This window comes from Aquabacterium sp. (genome assembly GCF_050725395.1).
GTDB lineage: Bacteria > Pseudomonadota > Gammaproteobacteria > Burkholderiales > Burkholderiaceae_C > Aquabacterium.
Genome location: NZ_JBOHHL010000024.1, coordinates 50,120 through 69,060 on the forward strand (window position 1 = coordinate 50,120; position 18,941 = coordinate 69,060).

The window sequence follows — 18,941 nt, forward strand, 5'->3', positions numbered from 1 at the left end:
GGCTCAGACCTTGTTCATCAACTGTTCAAGTTGAGCGGGGTCCACCGGCTTGACCAGGTGGGCATCGAATCCGGCTTCCAGCGCCTGTGCCACGTCCTTGGGTTGCCCATAGCCTGACAGTGCCACCAGTTGCCCCTTGAAACCGGTTTGCCGGATGCGTTGCGCGGCCTCGTAACCATTGAGTTTTGGCAGGCCGATGTCGATCAAGGCAATGTCGGGGCGGCTGTCGATCACCAGTTGGGCGCCCGTCAGGCCATCTTCAGCCGTTGACACCGTGTGCCCGGCCAGGGTGAGTAACACCTGCAAGGCTTCCCGGACATCCTCGTTGTCTTCAACCACGACCACCGTCTTGGCCGATGCCTTCACGGCTTCGGGGCTGGGCAAGGCCGTGCCTTCACGGGGCACCAAGGGAAAGCGCACGATGAACGTGCTGCCTTGCTGGTGCCCGTCGCTGCGCGCCGCGACGCTGCCGCCGTGCAGTTCCGTCAGGCGGCGGACCAGCGTCAGTCCGATGCCCAGGCCACCCTGGCGGCGGTCCAGCGAGCGGTCGCCCTGCACGAAGAGGTCGAACACCCGGGAGAGCAATGGCTCGGTCATGCCCACGCCGCTGTCGGCGACTTCCAGCACGCCCATCTCGCCTTCCTTGCGCACGGTGGCCTTGACCCGGCCGCCGTCGGGCGTGTATTTCAGGGCGTTGGTCATCAGGTTGTAGATGATTTGTTCGATGCGCGTGCCATCGGCCTGCACCCAGACCTCTTCCAGTTCGGTTTGCAGCGTGTGCGCCTTCAGCATGCCGGAGACTTCCAGCGTGTTCACCAGGCGCTGCGTGGCCTGCGCCAGGTCCAGTGGATGGCGCGTCAGCATGATCTTGCCGGTGATCACCCGGGCCACGTCCAGCAGGTCGTCCATCAGGCGGGCCAGGTGGCGGGTCTGCCGGGTGATGATCTGGCGGGCGCTCATGGCGGCCGGATTTTCCGAGCCGAGGCGGTTCAGTACTTCGGATGCGGCAGCGATGGCGCCCAGCGGGTTGCGCAATTCATGGCCGAGCATGGCCAGGAATTCGTCCTTGGCGCGGTTGGCGTTCTCGGCTTCGACGCGGGCGGCTTGCTCACGGGCCACGAACTCGGCGCGGGCCAGTTCAACCGACTTCTGCTGCGTGGCGTCGACCATCACGCCGATCATGTGCAGTGGGCGACCAGTGTCGTCGTACTTCAGCACCACGCGGCCGGACAACCAGCGCACGGATTGGTCGGGCGGGCACGTGCGGAACTCGAAAACAGCCTGTTCCTCGCGGTCGCGCGTGGCCTGTGTCAGCACGTCCTGGACCTGTTGGCGGTCTTTTTCGTCGATGAGTTTGAGCCAGCCTTCCCAGGTGCCTTCGAATTCCGCGACATTGATGCCGAACAGCGGCGCCATGCCCGAGGTCCACGTGGTGCGGTCGGGGACGAATTCGTAGTCGAAGAAGCCCACGTGACCGGCCGCCTGCGCCAGCTCCACCATGTGCTGGCTTTCGCGCAATCGGCGCTCGGCGGTGACCAGGGCTTGCTCGGCCTGCTTGCGTTCGGTGATGTCGGTGTAGGCGCCAATCGCGCCACGGGGTTGGCCGGCGTGGTCGTACAGCGGGACGGCGTGGGCGATCAGGCGCAAGGTGCGGCCGTCCTGGTGGACCACGTCCAATTCAATGTCGCTGGTCTTGGTGCCAGTCAGGGCCGCGTGCTTCAGCGGCTGCTCGTCGGCGAGCAGTTCCTGACCATCCTTGAGAACCTGGTGGGGCGGCAATTGGCCGTCGTTCCCCTCGTTGAACATGGCGGCCAGCGCGGGGTTGCGCAGAACGCTGCGCCCTTCCTTGTCCTGCGCGATGGCCAGGCCGATGGGGCTGCTCTGGAACAGGGTCTCGAACTCGTCGGCCTTGGCTTGGAGCCGCTCTCGGGCCAGTTCGCGTTGCAGTTCCAGCACCCGCAGGGCGCTTTGCAGCAGGGCCAGTTCTCTGACTTCGCTGGGCTGGTGGACGGCCTGCGGGCCCCCGATGGCCAATTGCTGCAGGGGAATGGTGACGCGGCGGGCCACGAGCATGGCCAAGGCCAGCCCCGCCATCAGCGAGAGCATGCCGGCCCCCAAGGCCGTGGCGATCGATTGCGCGTGGTTGCGGTCGATGGGCGCGGCTGGCACGCCCACACCCACGCCCCAGCCCGAGATGGGGATCCGTTTCCAGGCCACGTAGACGTCGGCGGTCTCGTCGGCGAGCTGGGCGCGCTGGATGCCCGCCACCCGGTCGCCCATCACGCCTTGGGCGGCATCGGGAATCTTCTGCCCGATGAAGCGCTCGGGTTCCAGGCTACGCGCGATGATCTGGAAGCGTGAATCGAAAATCGAGACGAAGCCGCCAGGGGCGACGGTCACGCCCGTCATCAGCTTTTGCCAGTTGGCCGGGGTGATCCAGGCCCCCAGGGCGTACTTGACGTGCCCTTGCACGAACACCGGCACGAGGACACCCGTGACGCGTTGGCCGTTGGGCCCCACGATCAGGCTGGTGACCTCGGGCTCGCCCGTTTTGACCAGGCGTTCCAACGCCTGCCGGTCGCTGATTTTCTCCAGGGGCTTGCCCAGGGGTTGTTTGGTGTTGAACACCACGTCGCCGTTGAGGTCGACCAGGTAGGCGCTGCTCCAGGTGCTGCGCATCTTGGGCAGGGCCGTGAGCGTGGCGAAGAAACCCGCCACGTCGTCGCGCTGCAGGGAGTCCGAGTACGACAGGATGGCCAGCGCGTCAATGGAAGACACCATTTCGCGCTCGACCGTGAGCGCGAAGGTGGAGGCCGTTCGCAGCAGGCTGTCCTCCAGCGCCTGGTTGCCGGCGAGGGTTTCCTGGACGACCAGGTAGCAGGCCAGCCCCGACATGGGCACCGTGGCCACGATGATGACCGCGGTGAAGTAGCCGCGCAGCGAGGCCAGCGGCCAGTGGAAAAGGCCGTGGAACTTGCTCAGGAGGGGGCGCAAATTCAGCGAGGGGTGGGGCATGGAACTGGCGAAAACGTCAATCCCGCCATGTTGACACAGGCCGCCGAGGCTGTTCGACGCGAGGAGACCCCACACCCAGGGATGGTCCGGCGGTTGTAGACTGCGGTTCTGACCCAGCGGTCGGCGTATCGGAGACAACGCTTGAGTGGTTTAGCTGAAAATCTGTCCTGGCGCAGGCAGGGCGTGGTGCTGGCGGGCGTGGTGATCGGCATGGGCTCGCGGGCCTTGCTGCAGCCCTGGTTGGCCGATTCCGTTCCATTCGTCCTGGCATTTCCCGCCTTGATCGCCGTGCAGGCCATCGCCGGCCGCGCGGCGGCGACCTGGGGGGCGCTGGGTTGTGTCGTGTGGGCACTGGTGCCCGGCCTCAACCCCCACCCCAGCGTGCTGCACGTGGCCGTGTTCTTCGTGGCGGCCGTGGCCATCGCCTTGTTCCTGGACCGATTCCTTGGCGTGAGCCGCCTGGACGCGGCCGACGACCCCCATGCCGCCACCCTGCCCGAGAACTCCCTCTGGTGGTTGCGCGTCTGGATCGCCATGTCCCTGATCCTGCCCGTGGTGTTCTTTGGCAGCATCGCCTGGTACACCCGTGGCCAGATCCTGCAGGAGGGGCAGGCGCGTGTCGATCGGGCAGCCACCATAGTTCGCGAGCACGCGGCGCGCGTCATCGAAACGAACGGGGTCATCGTCAACTTCATCATGGATGAACTGGGCACGCAGCCCGCCAGCGCCATCCGTGAGCGGGAGGCATTCTTGCACCAGAGGCTGGTCCAGGTGGCCTCCGAGGTAGAGCAGATCCGGTCCATCTGGGTTTGGGGTGCCGATGGCTACCCGTTGGTGTCCAACCGCATGTTCCCGGTGCCCGCGGGCCTGAACGTGACGGACCGCGACTACCTGGCCTGGTGCAGCAAGCGTTCTGATGGGTGGTACGTGTCGAACGTGGCGGTCGGCCGGACCACGGGGCGCTCGTTCTTCAATGTCAGCCGGTGCCGCTTTGCCGAGGATGGCAGCCTGCTGGGGGCGGTGGCCGTTTCCTTGCTGCCGCAGTACTTCACGGATTTCTACCGCAAGATGGCCGATGCCGAGCCGGGCTTGAGAGTGGCCTTGATGCGCGCCGATGGCACGGTCCTGGCGCGCTACCCCGCCGTCGATCCAGGATCGCAGCAGGCCCGGCTGGACTCCGACATTGCCGGCCTCGTGAAACGCAGCGCCAGCTCGGTCCAGGCCGCTGAGGGCTCTTCGGCTTCGGACGACAACGTGGGGCCGCTGATCTCGGTCAGGCGCCTGGAGCCCTATTCGGTGTCGGTGGCCGCGTCCATTGACCGGGGCGCCTTGCTGGCCGAATGGCAGGGCCGCTTGGCCGTGCTGGCCGCTGCCACCTTCCCGGCAGGTCTGGCTTTGGCCTATGTGGCCTCGGTGGCGCTGCGGCGCGCTTCTCGCGAGTTGAATGCCGTGCGGCGCCTGCAGGAAGAGTCCGAGCAAAGGATGCGCGCCGAAGAAGCGCTTCGGCATTCGCAGAAGCTGGAAGCGCTGGGCCAACTCACGGGTGGGGTGGCGCATGATTTCAACAACCTGTTGATGGTGGTCAACACCAACGCCTACCTGATGGGGCAGTTGTACCCTGCCGTCAAGGACAGCAAGCCGCTGGGGGCCATCAACCGGGCGGTGGCTTCCGGGACCAAGCTGACGCGGCAATTGCTGGCGTTTTCAAGGCGCCAGGCCTTGCGCCCGGAAACCGTGCTGCTGCAGGAGGTGCTGCCGGCCTTGTCCGACCTGTTCCGGACCACCCTGGGCGGCTCGGTCCAACTGAGCATCGAGCTGGCCGCCGACACCTCGCCCCTGATGGTCGACCCGGCTGAACTCGAGCTGGCCTTGCTGAACCTGATCATCAATGCGCGGGACGCCATGCCGAGTGGCGGGCAACTGCTCATCACTTCCCGCAACCTGGGGGCGGCCGATTTGCTGTCCGAATCGTCCTCGGTCAGCGGCGCCGCCGTGGAACTGGTGGTGACCGACACCGGCGCTGGCATTCCCGAGGCCATCCGGGACCGCATCTTCGAGCCATTCTTCTCCACCAAGGCGCCGGGCGAGGGCACGGGCCTGGGCCTCAGCCAGGTGTACGGTTTCTGCGTGCAGGCCAAGGGCGAGGTGCTGGTCCGTTCGAACTATGGCGAGGGCACCAGCGTGATCATCCGCCTGCCCGTGGACCAATCCGTGCAGGCCGAAGCGGCCGCCGAGGATGTGCTGTTGTCGGTGCCGCCCTTGATGGCCAAGGTGCTGCTGGTCGAAGACAACCCCGAGGTGGCCGAAGCCACCTGCGAACTCATCCGCGCGCTGGGTTGTCAGGTCACCCACCTGGACAGCGCCGATGCCGCTTTGCCCTGGCTGCAGGCGCGGCATCAAAGTGTTGACTTGGTGATCAGCGATGTCATCATGCCCGGACAGGCCAGCGGCATCGACCTGGCGGCGATGATCCGGCGCGAATACCCTGCCTTGGCCGTGCTGCTGGTGACGGGGTACACGAAAGAGCTGTGCCGTGCCATTGAAGAAGGCATCGCCGTGTTGCCCAAGCCCTTTGGCGCCGAGACCTTGCAACAGGCCATGCAAGGTGCTTTGAACAAGGCCAGTCGCGCGGTGAGTCAACATGAACAGCAAGCTTGACAGCATTGACGCCATCCTCCTGTTCGTGGTGGTGCCTGCCATCGTGTTGGCATCGCTGCTGGAAGCCTGGGTGCTGTCGCGACGAACCCGTTACGACTGGCGAGCCTCGGGCATCTCCGTCATGGACCTGGTGCTGCGCATCCTCATCAACCTGACGGTGCCGCTGGCCCTGTCCACGCCCGTCACGCAATGGGCGCAAGGCCACAAGCTGACCACCTTGCACCTGGACACCTGGCAGACGGTGCTCTTGCTCTTCATCGGTCAGGAGTTCTGCTACTACTGGTTCCACCGCGCCGCACACAGGGTGCGTTGGTTCTGGTGCAACCACGCCGTGCACCATTCGCCCAACGACCTGAACCTGACCGCCGCCTTGCGCATCGGCCTGTTTGGCAAGCTCACGGGCACCTTCATTTTTTTTGCGCCGCTGGTTTGGCTGGGCTTCGAGCCGAGGCTGGTCGCACAAACGCTGACCCTGAACCTGCTGTACCAGTTCTGGATCCACGCGACCTGGATCCCCAAGCTGGGCTGGATGGAATACGTGTTCAACACGCCTTCCGCTCACCGGGTGCACCATGCCAGCAATCCTCAGTACCTGGACGCTAACTACGGCGGCGTGCTCATCGTTTTCGATCGCCTGTTTGGCACCTACGTGGCCGAGCGCGACGACATCCCCATCCGCTATGGGCTGGTCAAGCCGCAACGCAGCTACAACCCGCTGCGGGTGGAGTTCGACGAGTGGGTGTCCCTGGTGCGCGACATGATCAGGGCGCCCAGTCTCAAGGATGCCTTGGCGCACGTGGTGATGCCACCTGCCTGGCGTCCGCCGCGCGAAGCGCTTCGCCCCGCGCGCAGTTCACCGAACCCCTCGGTGGCGGTCAAGCCCGACTGAGCTGCTGGCCCGCTGGCGGGACTTTGTACATCACCTGTTGGGGTGCCCCGCGCTCGCGCGTTTGAAAGCAACAATCTGCTTTCCAATGACGCCGCCTTGCCGACCCGCCCATGATTTTCCGCCATCGCCGCCGTGACGCGCCCACGCGTTCATGAACCTGTGGACCCTGGCCATGGCCGCCTGGGTGGCGGGTGTGGCTTTCCAGTTGCAGCAAGCCACCTTGCCCAGCGTGGCCTGGGCGCAACTGGCCTGTGCCGCGGCCTGCTTGTTGTTCATCGTGCAGGGCATGGCGTTGAAACGCCGTTGGCGTCTGCCCGCCATGCCGGTGGTGGCGTGCATCGCGTGTGCCTTGCTGGCCTGGGGCAGCACGACCTGGCGGGCACACGGTCGTTTGAGCGAAGCCTTGCCCTTGTCCTGGCAGGACGTGGACCTGGTGCTCGAAGGACAGGTCCTGGGCTTGCCAGCGCAGCAAGGCACCCGCGTGGGCTTCGATGTGGCCGTTCAGCATTTGTCGCTTCAAGGCCAGACACTGGGGGCGGCTATGCCGAGCCGCGTGACCTTGTACTGGGAGGCCGGCGAAGAATTGGCCCATGTGCGGGCGGGCCAGGTCTGGCGCTGGACTGTGCGTTTGCAGGCACCGTCCCGTGTCGGCAACCCCGGCGGCTTCGACGCTGCCTCGTGGCTGTTCGACAAAGGCGTGCGTGCCACCGGCTCGGTCCGCAGCAAAGGCGACCGGCCCCGCTTGCTGCATTCGCCGGACCACGCCTGGTCGGCGGGGGCTGCAGACCGGCTGAGGCAGTCGATCCGCGACGACATCCGGCGCCAGGTGCCCGATGCCCGCCTGGCCGGCGTGCTGGCCGGCTTGACCATTGGCGACCAGTCCGCCATCGAACGCGAGGACTGGGACATCTTCCGCAGGACTTCCACCTCTCATGTGATCTCCATCAGCGGCCTCCACATCGCCATGGTGGGTTGGATGGCCAGTTTCCTGCTGGCATGGTGCTGGCGCCGCAGTCCCTGGCTCATGCACCATGTGCCGGTGCCAGTGGTGCAATTGGTCGGTGGCGTGCTGGTGGCCGCGGCGTATTCCGTGCTGGCGGGATGGGGGGTGCCCGCGCAACGCACGGTTTGCATGATGGCGGTGTGGGCGCTGCTGAAGATCAGTGGTCGGCCCTGGCCCTGGCCACCGGTCTGGCTGGCCTCGGCGGTGGTGGTCACTGCATTGGACCCCTGGGCCCTGCACCAGGCGGGTTTCTGGTTGTCCTTCGTGGCCGTGGGAGTGCTGATGTCCAGTGGCTCATCCACCGCCGAGCCCATCGCGGCATCCTGGTTCGCGCGGCTGGTGGGCCTGTGCAAATCCATGGTGCACACCCAGTGGTTGACCACCTTGTCGCTGACGCCCCTCGCCGCCGTGATCTTTCAGCAGGTGTCGGTGATCGGCTTCGCGGCCAACCTGCTGGCCATCCCCGTGTTCACGGTGCTGATCACACCGCTGGCCCTGGGCGGCACCGTCTGGCCCGCGCTGTGGAGCGCCGCCGCGTGGATCTTGTCGTTCACCATCAAGGTTTTAGCCTGGATGGCGAACTGGTCCTGGGCATCCACGCATGTGGCCGTGCTGCCCTTCGCCTTGTCGGTGCTGGTGGTTCTGGCGTCGTGGACCCTGGTGCTGCCGGTGCCTTGGCGCTGGCGCCTGCTGGGCCTGCCCGCCTTGCTGGCGATGGTGTGGTTGCCGCGATCATGGACCTTGCTGCCGCCTCCGGTGCCAGGCCAATTCAGCATGGTCGCCATGGACGTGGGGCAGGGCACATCGGTGTTGGTGCGAACAGCCCATCACGCCATGGTGTTCGACACGGGGCCCAAGGTGGGTGACCAGAGCGATGCCGGGCAGCGCGTGGTGGTGCCTTTGCTGGTGGCCTTGGGGGTGACGCAGCTGGATCGCCTGGTCATCAGCCACCGCGATGCGGACCATGTCGGCGGTGCCGCGTCGGTCGTTCGCGAGGTGCCGGTGGCGTTGCTGCATTCATCCCTGGAGGATGAACATCCCTTGCGGCAAACCCCGGTGAGTGGCCAGCCGCTGCCGCACCTGCGCTGCGAAGCCGGGCAGCGCTGGCAATGGGATGGGGTCGATTTCACCGTGGTGCACCCCAGCGCCAGCGACTACGCCCGGCGTGAAGAGTTGTCCCCGAATGCTTTGTCTTGCGCGATCCGTGTTCAGGCAGCCAAGGCCGCGGCCGGAAGGGCATCCGCCAGCGTGTTCCTGGCAGGCGACATCGAAACCCAGCAAGAGGCCGATGTGCTGGCGCGGGCCCAGTCATCGGAGGGCGGCCTGGCCAGCCTGCGAAGCACGGTTCTGGTCGTGCCGCACCACGGCAGCAAGACCTCGTCGACCCAGGCCTTCCTGCAAGCCGTGGATCCGATGCAGGCGATCATCCAGGTTGGGCGGCGCAATGGGTATGGCCACCCATCTCCAGAGGTGGTGGCCCGCTACGATGGGCTGAACGTGGCGCGCGTGGCCACCCCTGCCTGCGGCGCCTTCATTTGGCAAAGCAGCGAAGCGCCATGGGCGGCGCCCCCAACGCTGCCCACCGATGACCGCCAGCGCCTGCGTTTGGGCCAGTGCTGGCGCCAGCAGCCCCGGCACTACTGGGATTGAAGGTGATCGTCTTCCGGGTCCAAGGGCGTGACCAGCAGCTTGTCGATGCGTTTGCCGTCCATGTCCACGACTTCGAAGCTCCAGCCATCCCACTCGACCGTGTCGGTGGTTTGCGGCAGGCGCCCCAGGAGCATCATCACCATGCCGGCCAGCGTGTTGTAGCGGCCCCGGTCCTCGTCTGGCAAGGTCTTGAAGCCCAGCCGATCTTTCAACTCCGGCACCGGGATCAGACCATCGATCAACCACGAGCCATCCGCGCGTTGAACCGCCCAGCTGTTTTCGTCCTGCGGCGTGGTGAATTCGCCCGTGATGGCCTCCAGCACATCGCGCAAGGTGATCACGCCCTGCACCTCGCCATACTCGTCCACCACGAACACCATCTGCACGGCCGAAGCGCGGAAGTGGTCCAGCAGTTCCATGCCCGACAAGGTCTCGGGCACGAACACCGCTGGCTGCAGGCCTTGTGACAGGTCATTGCTCACACCCTGCGTGATCTGGTGCAGCAACTGCTGGGCGGTGATCACGCCCATCACATCGTCCAGGCTGCCACGGCACACCGGGTAACGCGAGTGCCCGTGCAGCGCGATGATCGCCAGGTTCTGCTTCATCGAGGCTTCGAGGTTCAGCCAGGCGATGTCGCTGCGCGGGATCATCATGGAGCCGACCTGCCGGTCATCCAGGCGGAACACATTGCGCACCATCTGGTGCTCGTTGGCCTCGATCACGCCGGCGTCCAGGCCTTCTTCCAGGCTGGCGTTGATTTCCTCTTCGGTCACGCCACGGCCGCCCAGGTCGTGCACGCCCATCAGCTTCAACAGCCACTCGGTGCTGGTGGCGAGCAGGAAGACGAAAGGCTTCGTCAAGCGCGACAGCCACTTCATGGGGCGCGCCACCAGCCGGGCCACGGGTTCGGGGAACATCTGACCCACCCGTTTGGGCACCAACTCGCCAAAAATGATCGTGATGAAGGTGATGATCATCACCACCAGGCCGGTGGCCGTGATGGCAGAAACCTGTTCACTGAGGTGGAACTGAGCCTGCAACCAGATCGACAAGCCCCCAGAAAACGCGGCGTCACCGACGATGCCGTTCAGCACACCCGTCGAGGTGATGCCAATCTGCACGGTGGACAGGAACTGGGTGGGGTTGTCGTGCAACTCCATGGCCACCTTGGCGCCAGCATCGCCGGTTTCGGCCATTACTTGCAGTCTGGCCTTGCGGCTGGCGGCAAGCGCCATCTCCGACATGGCGAACAAGCCGTTGAGAATCGTCAGGAAAATTAAAAGAGCTACGTCCATGTTGGGCGCCGGGCATCGCCGGGCCATCCATTTTTACCGCCGAAGCGTAGCAGAATCGGTGCCATGATCTACCTCCTTGGCGACCTGCAAGGCTGTTGCGACCCTTTTGAGCGGTTGCTGGCCACGATTGATTTCTCTCCTTCGCGAGACCGGCTCTACGTTCTGGGCGATTTGGTGAACCGCGGACCGGACTCGTTTGGCGTGCTCAAACGCCTGCGCGGCCTGGGCGATTCCGCGGTTTGTTTGCTGGGCAACCATGACCTGCACCTTCTGGCGGTGGCCCATGGCGTGCGCAAGCCGCACCGCAGCGACACGCTCGAGCCCATCTTGTCCGCACCCGATCGGGACGAGTGGCTGGACTGGCTGAGGCACCGTCGACTGGCGGTCCACGAGCATGGTTGGCTGATGGTGCACGCAGGCGTGGTGCCGCAATGGGATGCCGCTCAAACAGTGGCCCTGGCCGGTGAGGTCGAGGCCATGCTCCAAAGCCCGGAGATTGGCGGCTTCCTGAATGTCATGTACGGAGCGCAGCCCGATCGGTGGCAGGACGATCTGCAGGGGCCCGACCGGTGGCGTTGCATCGTCAACAGCCTGACGCGACTGCGGTTCTGTGCGGTCGATGGCACGATGGAGTTCGCCACCAAGGACGGGGCAGGGGAGGCGCCAGCAGGCTTTTTCCCGTGGTTCCAGGTGCCGGGCAGACGCACGGCGAACACGCCGGTGGCTTTCGGGCACTGGTCCACCTTGGGCTTGATCAACAGCGACCAACTGCTGTCGCTGGACACCGGTTGTGTGTGGGGCGGCCAGCTGAGCGCCGTGCGCATTGATGGCGACACGCGGGAGCTGATTCAGATTGATTGCCCGCAGGCGCAAAAGCCCGGGAAATAGCGGCAAGGCCCCGCCTTTGCCTTACAATGCGACCCTTCCAGGAAGTGTGGCCGAGTGGTTTAAGGCTCTAGTCTTGAAAACTAGCGTAGGGGCGACCTTACCGTGAGTTCGAATCTCACCGCTTCCGCCAGGCTAAGTAGTTGATTCATAAAGAAAATCAACGAAATCAAGGACTTGGGAAAGCTGCTGTGACACTTGGGTGTGACATTTTGGTATCTTCTATGCATGAAGGACAAAATGGCAAAACCCCTTGGGCTGACCAAACGCGGCGGCTCCTATCAGCTTCGGATTGTGATTCCGAAGGATCTTCGCCATTGCTATGGCGCACGTACTGACTTCCGAATTTCGCTTAGCAGCGACAAGGCCCTGGCCCAGCCCTTGGCTCATCGACTTCGAGCCGAACGAGAGGATGAATTTGCTCGCAAGCGGGCTGCACTAAACCCTCAAAGGGTGTCAGCAGTGTCCTCCCAACTTGCCCAGGTGATTGCTCAAGAGGTCTATGCCTTGGTGCTGCGCCAGGATGACTCTGTAAGGGAGTCTGCTGACGTCCATACGGCGTTGCTGGAGTTGGCGACATTGGCACCTGTTCCCGGGACGGCGCTGATGATTCCACTGCGGCCTCAGGAAGGGACGTCAAATCAGCCTTTGGATGCCCTTGAGGGGCTGCCTGAGGATGCGGTGGCGGTGTTGTCATCTTTGAATGAGCTGGCTGACGCTACCGCTGCCGTCCATCTTGTTCGGCGGAACTTGGCCGCTATCAAGCCCATTGCTGATGATGCTGCCCGGGGCTTGGGTTTAGTCATCGACTGGGCAGGAGAAGGCGGCAGGGACGCCCTCCGCGAGGCACTGGGCGCATATCGAAAAGCGCGGGCTGATTGCTCCCTGAGAGATTCGGGGGCATTGATTCCAACGCCTAACCCTCGACCTTCTGAGACTCAATCCTTGATTGCAAAGGCTCATACGTTGCGCGATGTCTTGCCCCACTGGCATGCTGTTCGGCAACCGGCGGACAGCAGCCGCCGCAAAGTTGAATTTTCGGTGCGGCTCTTTGAGAAATCGCTGGGAGTCAACCAGACCATCCAGGGGCTGACCAAGGCACAGGGGACAGAGTTCATCGGCTTCCTGCTGATGGAGTGCGGTTCAGACAAAACTGCCAAGGACCACTTTGATGGTGTTAAGGCGTTGTTGAACTTCGCTTGTGACCAGCAAGACTGGCTCCAGGTTAATGTGTGGAAGGCCCATGTTGTCCCGGTAAAGAAGCGCAGGCAGCGCAAGCCATGGCCTGCTGAGGCACTGGTCAAGTTGTTTGACTCGCCGCTGTTTAGCTCATACGAGCTTCCTACAACAACCAGTGCGGGGGCTGACGCTGCCTACTGGGTGCCCTTGTTGGGGCTCTATACAGGTGCCCGGCAGTCCGAACTTTGCCAACTTCGGATTGAGGATGTTGCCTTTGATGGCCAGGGCCTGACGCTGTTGATTTTGGCGGATGCTGGTGATGATGAAGAGGACGCTCCAGGCACTTCAACAAAGGGCGAGACCACGCAGCGCCGCGTGCCCGTTCACTCTGATCTCATCAGGCTGGGTTTTGACGATTACGTTAAGACGTTGAAGAAGGCTGGCGAAGTGCTGTTGTTCCCAGCGGTTAAGCGCGCTCCTGGTCGACCGGCAGGGGAATACTTCAGTGATTGGTTTAAGGTGTACCGCGATGCCCAAGGGGTTGGAAAGCGTTACCAGGACTTCCACGCCTTCCGCCATACATCGAGGACACGATTGACCGATGCGGGTGTTGATAGCGCTATTAGCTCTGCATTGTTGGGGCACACGTCAGGTGGAACGGGGCAGCGGGTCTATGACCACTCCACGGCGGCACTTCGGCCTGCGTTGGAGCGGTTGAAGTACCCCGAATTGAACCTGGAGAGATGCTATCGCAGCCCATAACGCATCTATGGGATAAAAGTTTGACTAGCTGGTGCCGGCTTTGGCCGTCAGTCATCGCTTGCTCAAGGTCTCTAGCAGGTTATTCCTGGCTTCTGGATCCAGTGCATGAAACACCAAGAGGAGTTCTGCCATTTGGTCGTCATCGGCATAAAGGTACGGTACCGGCACCTCCAACACCGCTGCAAGGCGTTCAACAGTTCCTGAATCGGGCGCGTGTTTCGATTTGATGTATTGGTTCACGCGAGCGCCGGCCGACATTTCATCAATGCCAGCCAGCACACCTAGCCTCTCTTGCGACAGCCCTTTACGCTTTCGCGCCTCATCGAGACGCTTCCCCAACACGGACATCACCACCCTTAAAAGCCGTGATGTTCTAGAGGTCGCGCTAGAATTGCCTTAAGACTTCCTGAGTTTGTAAATTAGGACAAATGAGGCTGCGATGAAGAAATTGCTTTGGAAGCTGCTACGCAATGGCGGTCTTGGGCTTGCTCTGGCTTATGTTCTGGTTTCGATTGCTCGCAAACCAGAAGTGCCCGCCTTGGTGTGCTCATTGTTTTGGCTCTTCCTAGTGTTCGCCACAATTGCCACACACAAGTTTCCCGAGGGCCACATTGGGAACGCTACAGCTTCAAGATGGTTCTCGCTGAAGCCTCTTGCGCGCCTCCTTTTTCTGGTTAGCGCGGTGTGGATGCTCTTGGCCTACTTTGTCCAGTCTGGAGAGACTCCACGCATGGGCATTGTGGTGATGCCAGCAATGGCTCTTTGGGCCCTCTACTTCGGCTTCAAACACTTGGTGATTGCTAAACCGGATGAAGCGCTAGATCCTGGGATGGAAAAACTTCTGGATGACATTGGGCTGGGACTTGATGGAGGACATCAGCAGGGTGCGGACCAGTCGGACCCTCTGGGCAATGCAGGTGGCTCAATTCGTCATGCATCAGTTCAAGAACACATCCCTGATCCTAAGGACCGAGAGCGCGCAATGGACGATCTCATCAGACGCATGAAGGGCGCGGGTGAGTGATTGTGGGGCAGCATTGGAGCGACCTTTGGGACGCGAAAAACGCTGCAAAAATCTGAGAGCCCACCTCGAATAGACCAAAGAGGAGGTTCCCCCGGTACCCCCGAACCGCCTTTGGAGGGGGGCCCAGAGCAGCCAACCTTTGTCCTTTTCAATTGCTACTGCTTAAGGGGCCACTGTAGAAGAAGCACGCGGATTTGGTTTTAGGGATCCTTGGAATCCTCTGATGCCACCGGTTCCAAGTTTTTTAAGTAGACCTGTGTAAGTCGCTAGCGACTGGCCAAAGGGCTGCACCGGTAGCTTCTGAAGGAGCACCACGATGGTCAGGCATAGCCGCTCCCCTTTGCGCGACTGGCTAATCATTGCTTCGAAGTGCCACCCACTGGCGCCGAAGTTCTCAAGGCCAATTCTGACGGCACCCGTCTCTGGGCTCCTAGCGGTCGAAGGACTGACGGACTTCAGCGCGCGTTCCCTCATCACCTTGGCAGTTTTCCGAGGGCTTGCGAAAAGAGCAGATGACGAAGTTTGCAGGATCGTTATGTCAAAGGCGCCCCTGTACTCTTCCGTTGAGAACGGGCTGCCGTCTGGGTGGCTTGCAAGTAGGCGTACCAGCGGCGTTGGGGGGTTATCTGGGGAAAAGCCGTGACATTGGGGAAAGACGGGGTCAACAGTTCGCAGGAACTCATGTGCAATTTGACGGACGGCTACCCTTGCGGGCTGGCTATCGCCATTTGATGAAACCCCATCAGGCAGCCACCGATGTATTCCTAGCCCTTGCCGGTATTGCAAGTCCATGTAGGGCGGAAGGAGCCCGGCATCTATATGGTGAACTTCCTTATCCCTCATCGTTGAGATCAGCAGTCGTCTTGAAAATTCATTGCCTTGCTCGTCACGGATAGCGGGTGCGTCCCACCACTGTTCTAGCGGTACCTTGACTCTTGCCGATTCAGGATCCCCTTGAATGCCATCTAACAGAGGCGTGTAGTAGCTGCCCTGATAAGGGATTGCTCCGAGAAGAAGATATGGGCCTGCGACATTGACTGTGTCGCTTGGAATTCTCGAATCCATCATGTCGGTTGGCATTTCGTCCAAATGTCGAAGGATCGGGGTCTGGTTTCGTTTTTCGAATAGCAGCGTCCAGAGCGAAGAGACAATTACGTCAACTGCGTCGTATTCACCCAAGTCATAGCGCATGCAGAACTCGTGTAGTCGGCGCATGCAGCGATCTCTGGCTTCAATGAACGTGCTGCGGTCTTTTGGGTGGAGTGCCATATCCCTGAGCCAAGCCTGACGCAGTTGTGATTGTCGAGGAGCTTACTGCCTGCAATGGCCCGGCTTAGGTTTCATTTGGGTATGCCTCTGTGAGCACGGTTCCGCTTGGTTCGTTTTCCGTTGCTTGACAACATAAACAGAACCAGCATAATGCGAACTACTTAAACGGAACTGCAGGGGCAACACCATGTCATTCATTCGGGCCTACCTAAGGGCCAGCACCGAAGATCAGGACGCAGGTCGCGCCAAAGCCGACCTTAAGAAGTTCGCCAGTGAGAAGGGCCTCAAGGTCGCTTCCTGGTACATCGAGAACGAGTCAGGGGCCACATTGGAACGGCCCGAGTTGTTCAGGCTCATCAACGATGCACACCTAGGTGATGTCCTTCTGATTGAACAGGTAGACCGCTTGTCGCGCTTGAACGCTCAGGACTGGGACACCCTCAAGCGGATGCTCTCTGAAAAGCACATTAGGGTGGTCGCTTTGGACCTGCCCACAAGCTGGATGGGTGCCACTGCGAACCTAGACGAGACCACCCAGGGCCTCCTGGATGCGGTCAACCGGATGCTCTTAGACATGTTGGCTTTGGTGGCCCGCAAGGACTACACCGACAGGCGCAGGCGTCAGGCTCAAGGCATCGAGAAGGCCAAGACAGCAGGGCTCTACAGGGGCCGCAGGGCGGATGCAGACAGGCATGCACTCATTAGGAGCCTGCTGGATAAGGGGCTGTCCTGGTCCCAGGTGTGTGAAGCTACCAAGGCTAGCCGGTCTACGGTGCTTAGAGTGGTTAACGCTCGAAAGGATGGCCCGTAGTCATGTCCAGGCAGAGCAGCAATGAGTGGTTGCTGACTTCGGAAGTCCCACAATAGGACTGGGCAGCTAGTCAGCCTTCACCCCAACCCGCATCACGGGCCACAACGTGAAGATTCCCGCCAAGCCCTATAAATCAGGCCAGGAGCGCTCGGGCCTCTACCAAGGCAGGAGGGGGGCCATCGCGGCAGCCAAGGCCTCAGAGCGGGCTCCAGGCGCCTTCACGTGAGGGCCCACATTAAGAGAACTTAGCGTCCGCTGACGATCTCCGACGGGGCACCTCTGAGCCCTTCCCACAATTCCTGGCCGATCATTTAATCGTGTGGTCGGCCCTCTTCCAACTTGGCCCCGCCAGTTGTTCCGATAAGGACAACCCGGGGCCTTTTTACGTCTACTCAAAAATGAGTTCCCAACTTTTCCCCCGAGCGCCCAACAGCAGGAGGCGCCTCTATACCCTTGGAGCCCACACGCTCCCAAGCAACTGGAAGCCGAACGAGCACACCCTGTCTAGCCTGGCTTGCGAACTGGATGCATCCATTGATGAAGTCATCGCCTTGTATCTGACTGGATTTCTGGAAATTGCTTTCACCCGCTCCTTCATGTACCGCAACTGGGACACGGCATTTCGCAACTGCGTTCGCAAAGATTGGTTGGGAGTTCGCCATGACCTGCATTGACCGCCAGCTGCTTGCCCGAACTGCTCACGACATCCTCACCCATGATCTTGAAAGCTATGGGAACGTTCTGAGCGAAGACCACAGCAGGGCCCTTGCTTCGTTGCTGGACTCTTTTGCCGCCTATTTGACGGGTGAACTGGCAGGTCGAAGGGCATTTTCTCTTCCCACCGGTATGGGTAAGACCGCAGCTATTGTTGCTTTCATCACCGCGTTGGAACAGTGCGGCTACTCTGTGCCGTTGTCAATTGCTGCCTCAAACGTTCACAGCCTTTGCAAGCTGTACCAAGCGCTAATCGTGCACGGTGTGCCAGCAGACCGCATCGGATTTAAGCATTCGCTTCGAGACGCTGAAGTGGCCAGCACCGGGGACAAAGAGTTTCTATACCAGCTGGTGACTCACGCACGTGTGAGGGGAGGCTTTGACTTCGGCCTGTTTGGTGAGTACCGAGGAGAACCTCGGGCTCTATGCGTTTATGACGAAACCCTCTGGCGATCTGACACCAGTTCTATGCGTGCAGACGATGCCAGGGCGGCAATCGCCTGGGTTCAGGCATACAACCCTCCACAGCAACTTTCGACGTATCTGCTGCGTTGCGGGAAGTGCATTGAGGCCGCATCAAAGGACGCTCCTCAATGGACATCAGGCATACCGCTGGACCTTCCAGCCGTGGTAGAAGACCAAGTCGAAGCTTGGCTGGAGTGGATCAACACGAGTGGATTATTTGTCAAAGGCGCAGCTGATGATCTTGTTCTCCTTCTGCGGCTCGCTGGGGAATCGCTTAGGGTTCTCTGTACAGAGCAAGGGGCTGGAGTTATTGCCATCCGACAAGCCATTCCTGAGGGTCTTAGGAATGTTGCCATTCTCGATGCGAGCGCCCCCATCAGGGAACTTGCTAAATTGGATAGGTCCATCACCGTAGCTTCTGATTTCGATGGGATGACCCTAAAGTCATTTGAGAACGTAGAGGTCTTTCAATACCTTTCAGGGGGAGGACGATCAACGCTCGCAAAGCATGGCATGAGCACGAACAGAGAGCTCAGCGCGCTGTCGCGTGAAGTGTTGAACATCATCAACCAGGATCTAGCGAACCATGGAGACCGATGCTTCTTGATCTTCACCTACATGAAGCGGGGGAAGGATGACCCTCCAAGGCGAATCAGATCCGACCTCAAGGCAGCCGGCATTGATATCGATGCTTTGACCCCGGACAGGAAGCGAAGGTTTGAGTTTCTTACCTGGGGTCAGCATGAAGGCCTCAACGGCTATGAGCACTGCGAATCGGTGATCCTGGCTGGAGTCATCCAGAGAGACCATTTAAGCCTCGCAGCGGCCATTAAGGGACAGCAAGACGATCCCGCTGCTGCCACTCCAAATAGTCTTGTGAGGGACCTAGTGGAGAGTGAAGCGGCCCACTGTTTGTATCAAGCAGCCAGTAGAGGTAGCTGTCGCAGGATCAACAATGGCATGGCCCAAGCAATGCGACTGCACGTCATCCATCGGCATGAGGGACTCAAAACGTTTCTTGAGCCGGTCATGCCAGATGCTCAATGGACCTGCCTTGCTCCGTTATTCTTGCCTCGGGCAGTGAAGACGGGGAAGACAGCATCCATGATTTCCATGCTTCTTAGGTATCTAGAGACTGTTGCACCCGAGGTCAGACGGTTGAGTAGCAAGAAGATCAAGAGCGAGCTAGGTCTGATCTTGCCCCCCTATCCCCGGACACGGTCTATGCGCAATGTAGCGCGGCCCCATCGGGCTGGTTTGCGCGCCGTTGATATTGCCTGAACTCCCGAGGCGATTTCATTTTCAAGCTTGAGTGTGGA

Annotated in this window: 12 protein-coding genes and 1 tRNA gene; 9 read left to right on the top strand and 4 right to left on the bottom strand. The window is 61.4% G+C overall.

Features of this window, described 5'->3' with window-relative positions; genetic code table 11:
* Positions 1-3: 3 nt before the first annotated feature.
* Positions 4-3,015, bottom strand: coding sequence for an ATP-binding protein (locus ACREB4_RS14785; protein WP_431588994.1), 3,012 nt, complete (start codon positions 3,013-3,015; stop codon positions 4-6).
* A gap of 141 nt (positions 3,016-3,156) precedes the next feature.
* Here ACREB4_RS14785 and ACREB4_RS14790 point away from each other — a divergent pair, with 141 nt between their 5' ends.
* The 3 genes from ACREB4_RS14790 to ACREB4_RS14800 all read left to right on the top strand — a co-directional run bounded on the left by ACREB4_RS14790 (position 3,157) and on the right by ACREB4_RS14800 (position 9,215).
* Positions 3,157-5,673, top strand: a complete 2,517-nt coding sequence (locus ACREB4_RS14790) for an ATP-binding protein (RefSeq protein ID WP_431588995.1) — start codon at positions 3,157-3,159, stop codon at positions 5,671-5,673.
* Complete coding sequence (locus ACREB4_RS14795; protein ID WP_431588996.1) at positions 5,657-6,562, top strand: sterol desaturase family protein; 906 nt, start codon at positions 5,657-5,659, stop codon at positions 6,560-6,562. Before ACREB4_RS14790 ends, ACREB4_RS14795 begins: the two co-directional genes overlap by 17 nt.
* A 151-nt stretch (positions 6,563-6,713) precedes the next feature.
* Positions 6,714-9,215: a DNA internalization-related competence protein ComEC/Rec2 gene (locus tag ACREB4_RS14800; RefSeq protein ID WP_431588997.1), complete on the top strand. Its 2,502-nt coding sequence runs from the start codon at positions 6,714-6,716 to the stop codon at positions 9,213-9,215.
* On the opposite strand, the gene ACREB4_RS14805 is transcribed toward ACREB4_RS14800, so the two are convergent.
* A complete protein-coding gene (locus tag ACREB4_RS14805) occupies positions 9,203-10,513 on the bottom strand; it encodes a hemolysin family protein (protein ID WP_431588998.1) in 1,311 nt (436 codons plus the stop codon). The genes ACREB4_RS14800 and ACREB4_RS14805 overlap by 13 nt on opposite strands.
* 63 nt (positions 10,514-10,576) lie before the next feature.
* On the opposite strand from ACREB4_RS14805, the gene ACREB4_RS14810 reads away from it, so the two are divergent.
* The 3 genes from ACREB4_RS14810 to ACREB4_RS14820 all read left to right on the top strand — a co-directional run bounded on the left by ACREB4_RS14810 (position 10,577) and on the right by ACREB4_RS14820 (position 13,339).
* The gene (locus tag ACREB4_RS14810; RefSeq protein WP_431588999.1) at positions 10,577-11,401 is read left to right on the top strand and encodes a symmetrical bis(5'-nucleosyl)-tetraphosphatase; all 825 of its coding nucleotides are present in this window, start codon (positions 10,577-10,579) and stop codon (positions 11,399-11,401) included.
* A 40-nt stretch (positions 11,402-11,441) separates the two neighbouring features.
* Positions 11,442-11,531: transfer RNA gene (locus ACREB4_RS14815), tRNA-Ser, on the top strand.
* 107 nt (positions 11,532-11,638) lie between these two features.
* Positions 11,639-13,339 carry a tyrosine-type recombinase/integrase gene (locus ACREB4_RS14820; RefSeq protein WP_431589000.1) on the top strand — a complete coding sequence of 567 codons (1,701 nt, stop codon included), beginning with the start codon at positions 11,639-11,641 and terminating at the stop codon, positions 13,337-13,339.
* A gap of 51 nt (positions 13,340-13,390) precedes the next feature.
* On the opposite strand, the gene ACREB4_RS14825 is transcribed toward ACREB4_RS14820, so the two are convergent.
* The gene (locus tag ACREB4_RS14825; RefSeq protein ID WP_431589001.1) at positions 13,391-13,687 is read right to left on the bottom strand and encodes a helix-turn-helix domain-containing protein; all 297 of its coding nucleotides are present in this window, start codon (positions 13,685-13,687) and stop codon (positions 13,391-13,393) included.
* A gap of 91 nt (positions 13,688-13,778) precedes the next feature.
* Between ACREB4_RS14825 and ACREB4_RS14830 the strand changes: the two genes are divergently transcribed.
* On the top strand, positions 13,779-14,363 hold the full coding sequence (locus ACREB4_RS14830) for a hypothetical protein (protein ID WP_431589002.1): 585 nt from the start codon (positions 13,779-13,781) through the stop codon (positions 14,361-14,363).
* 162 nt (positions 14,364-14,525) lie between these two features.
* On the opposite strand, the gene ACREB4_RS14835 is transcribed toward ACREB4_RS14830, so the two are convergent.
* Positions 14,526-15,554, bottom strand: coding sequence for a hypothetical protein (locus ACREB4_RS14835; RefSeq protein ID WP_431589003.1), 1,029 nt, complete (start codon positions 15,552-15,554; stop codon positions 14,526-14,528).
* Positions 15,555-15,819: 265 nt separating this feature from the next.
* On the opposite strand from ACREB4_RS14835, the gene ACREB4_RS14840 reads away from it, so the two are divergent.
* Together ACREB4_RS14840 and ACREB4_RS14845 are read left to right on the top strand one after the other, a co-directional pair.
* Positions 15,820-16,443 carry a recombinase family protein gene (locus ACREB4_RS14840; RefSeq protein WP_431589004.1) on the top strand — a complete coding sequence of 208 codons (624 nt, stop codon included), beginning with the start codon at positions 15,820-15,822 and terminating at the stop codon, positions 16,441-16,443.
* Positions 16,444-17,103: 660 nt separating this feature from the next.
* Positions 17,104-18,903 (top strand): hypothetical protein, encoded by a 1,800-nt coding sequence (locus ACREB4_RS14845; RefSeq protein ID WP_431589005.1) that lies wholly within the window; start codon positions 17,104-17,106, stop codon positions 18,901-18,903.
* Positions 18,904-18,941: the final 38 nt, after the last annotated feature.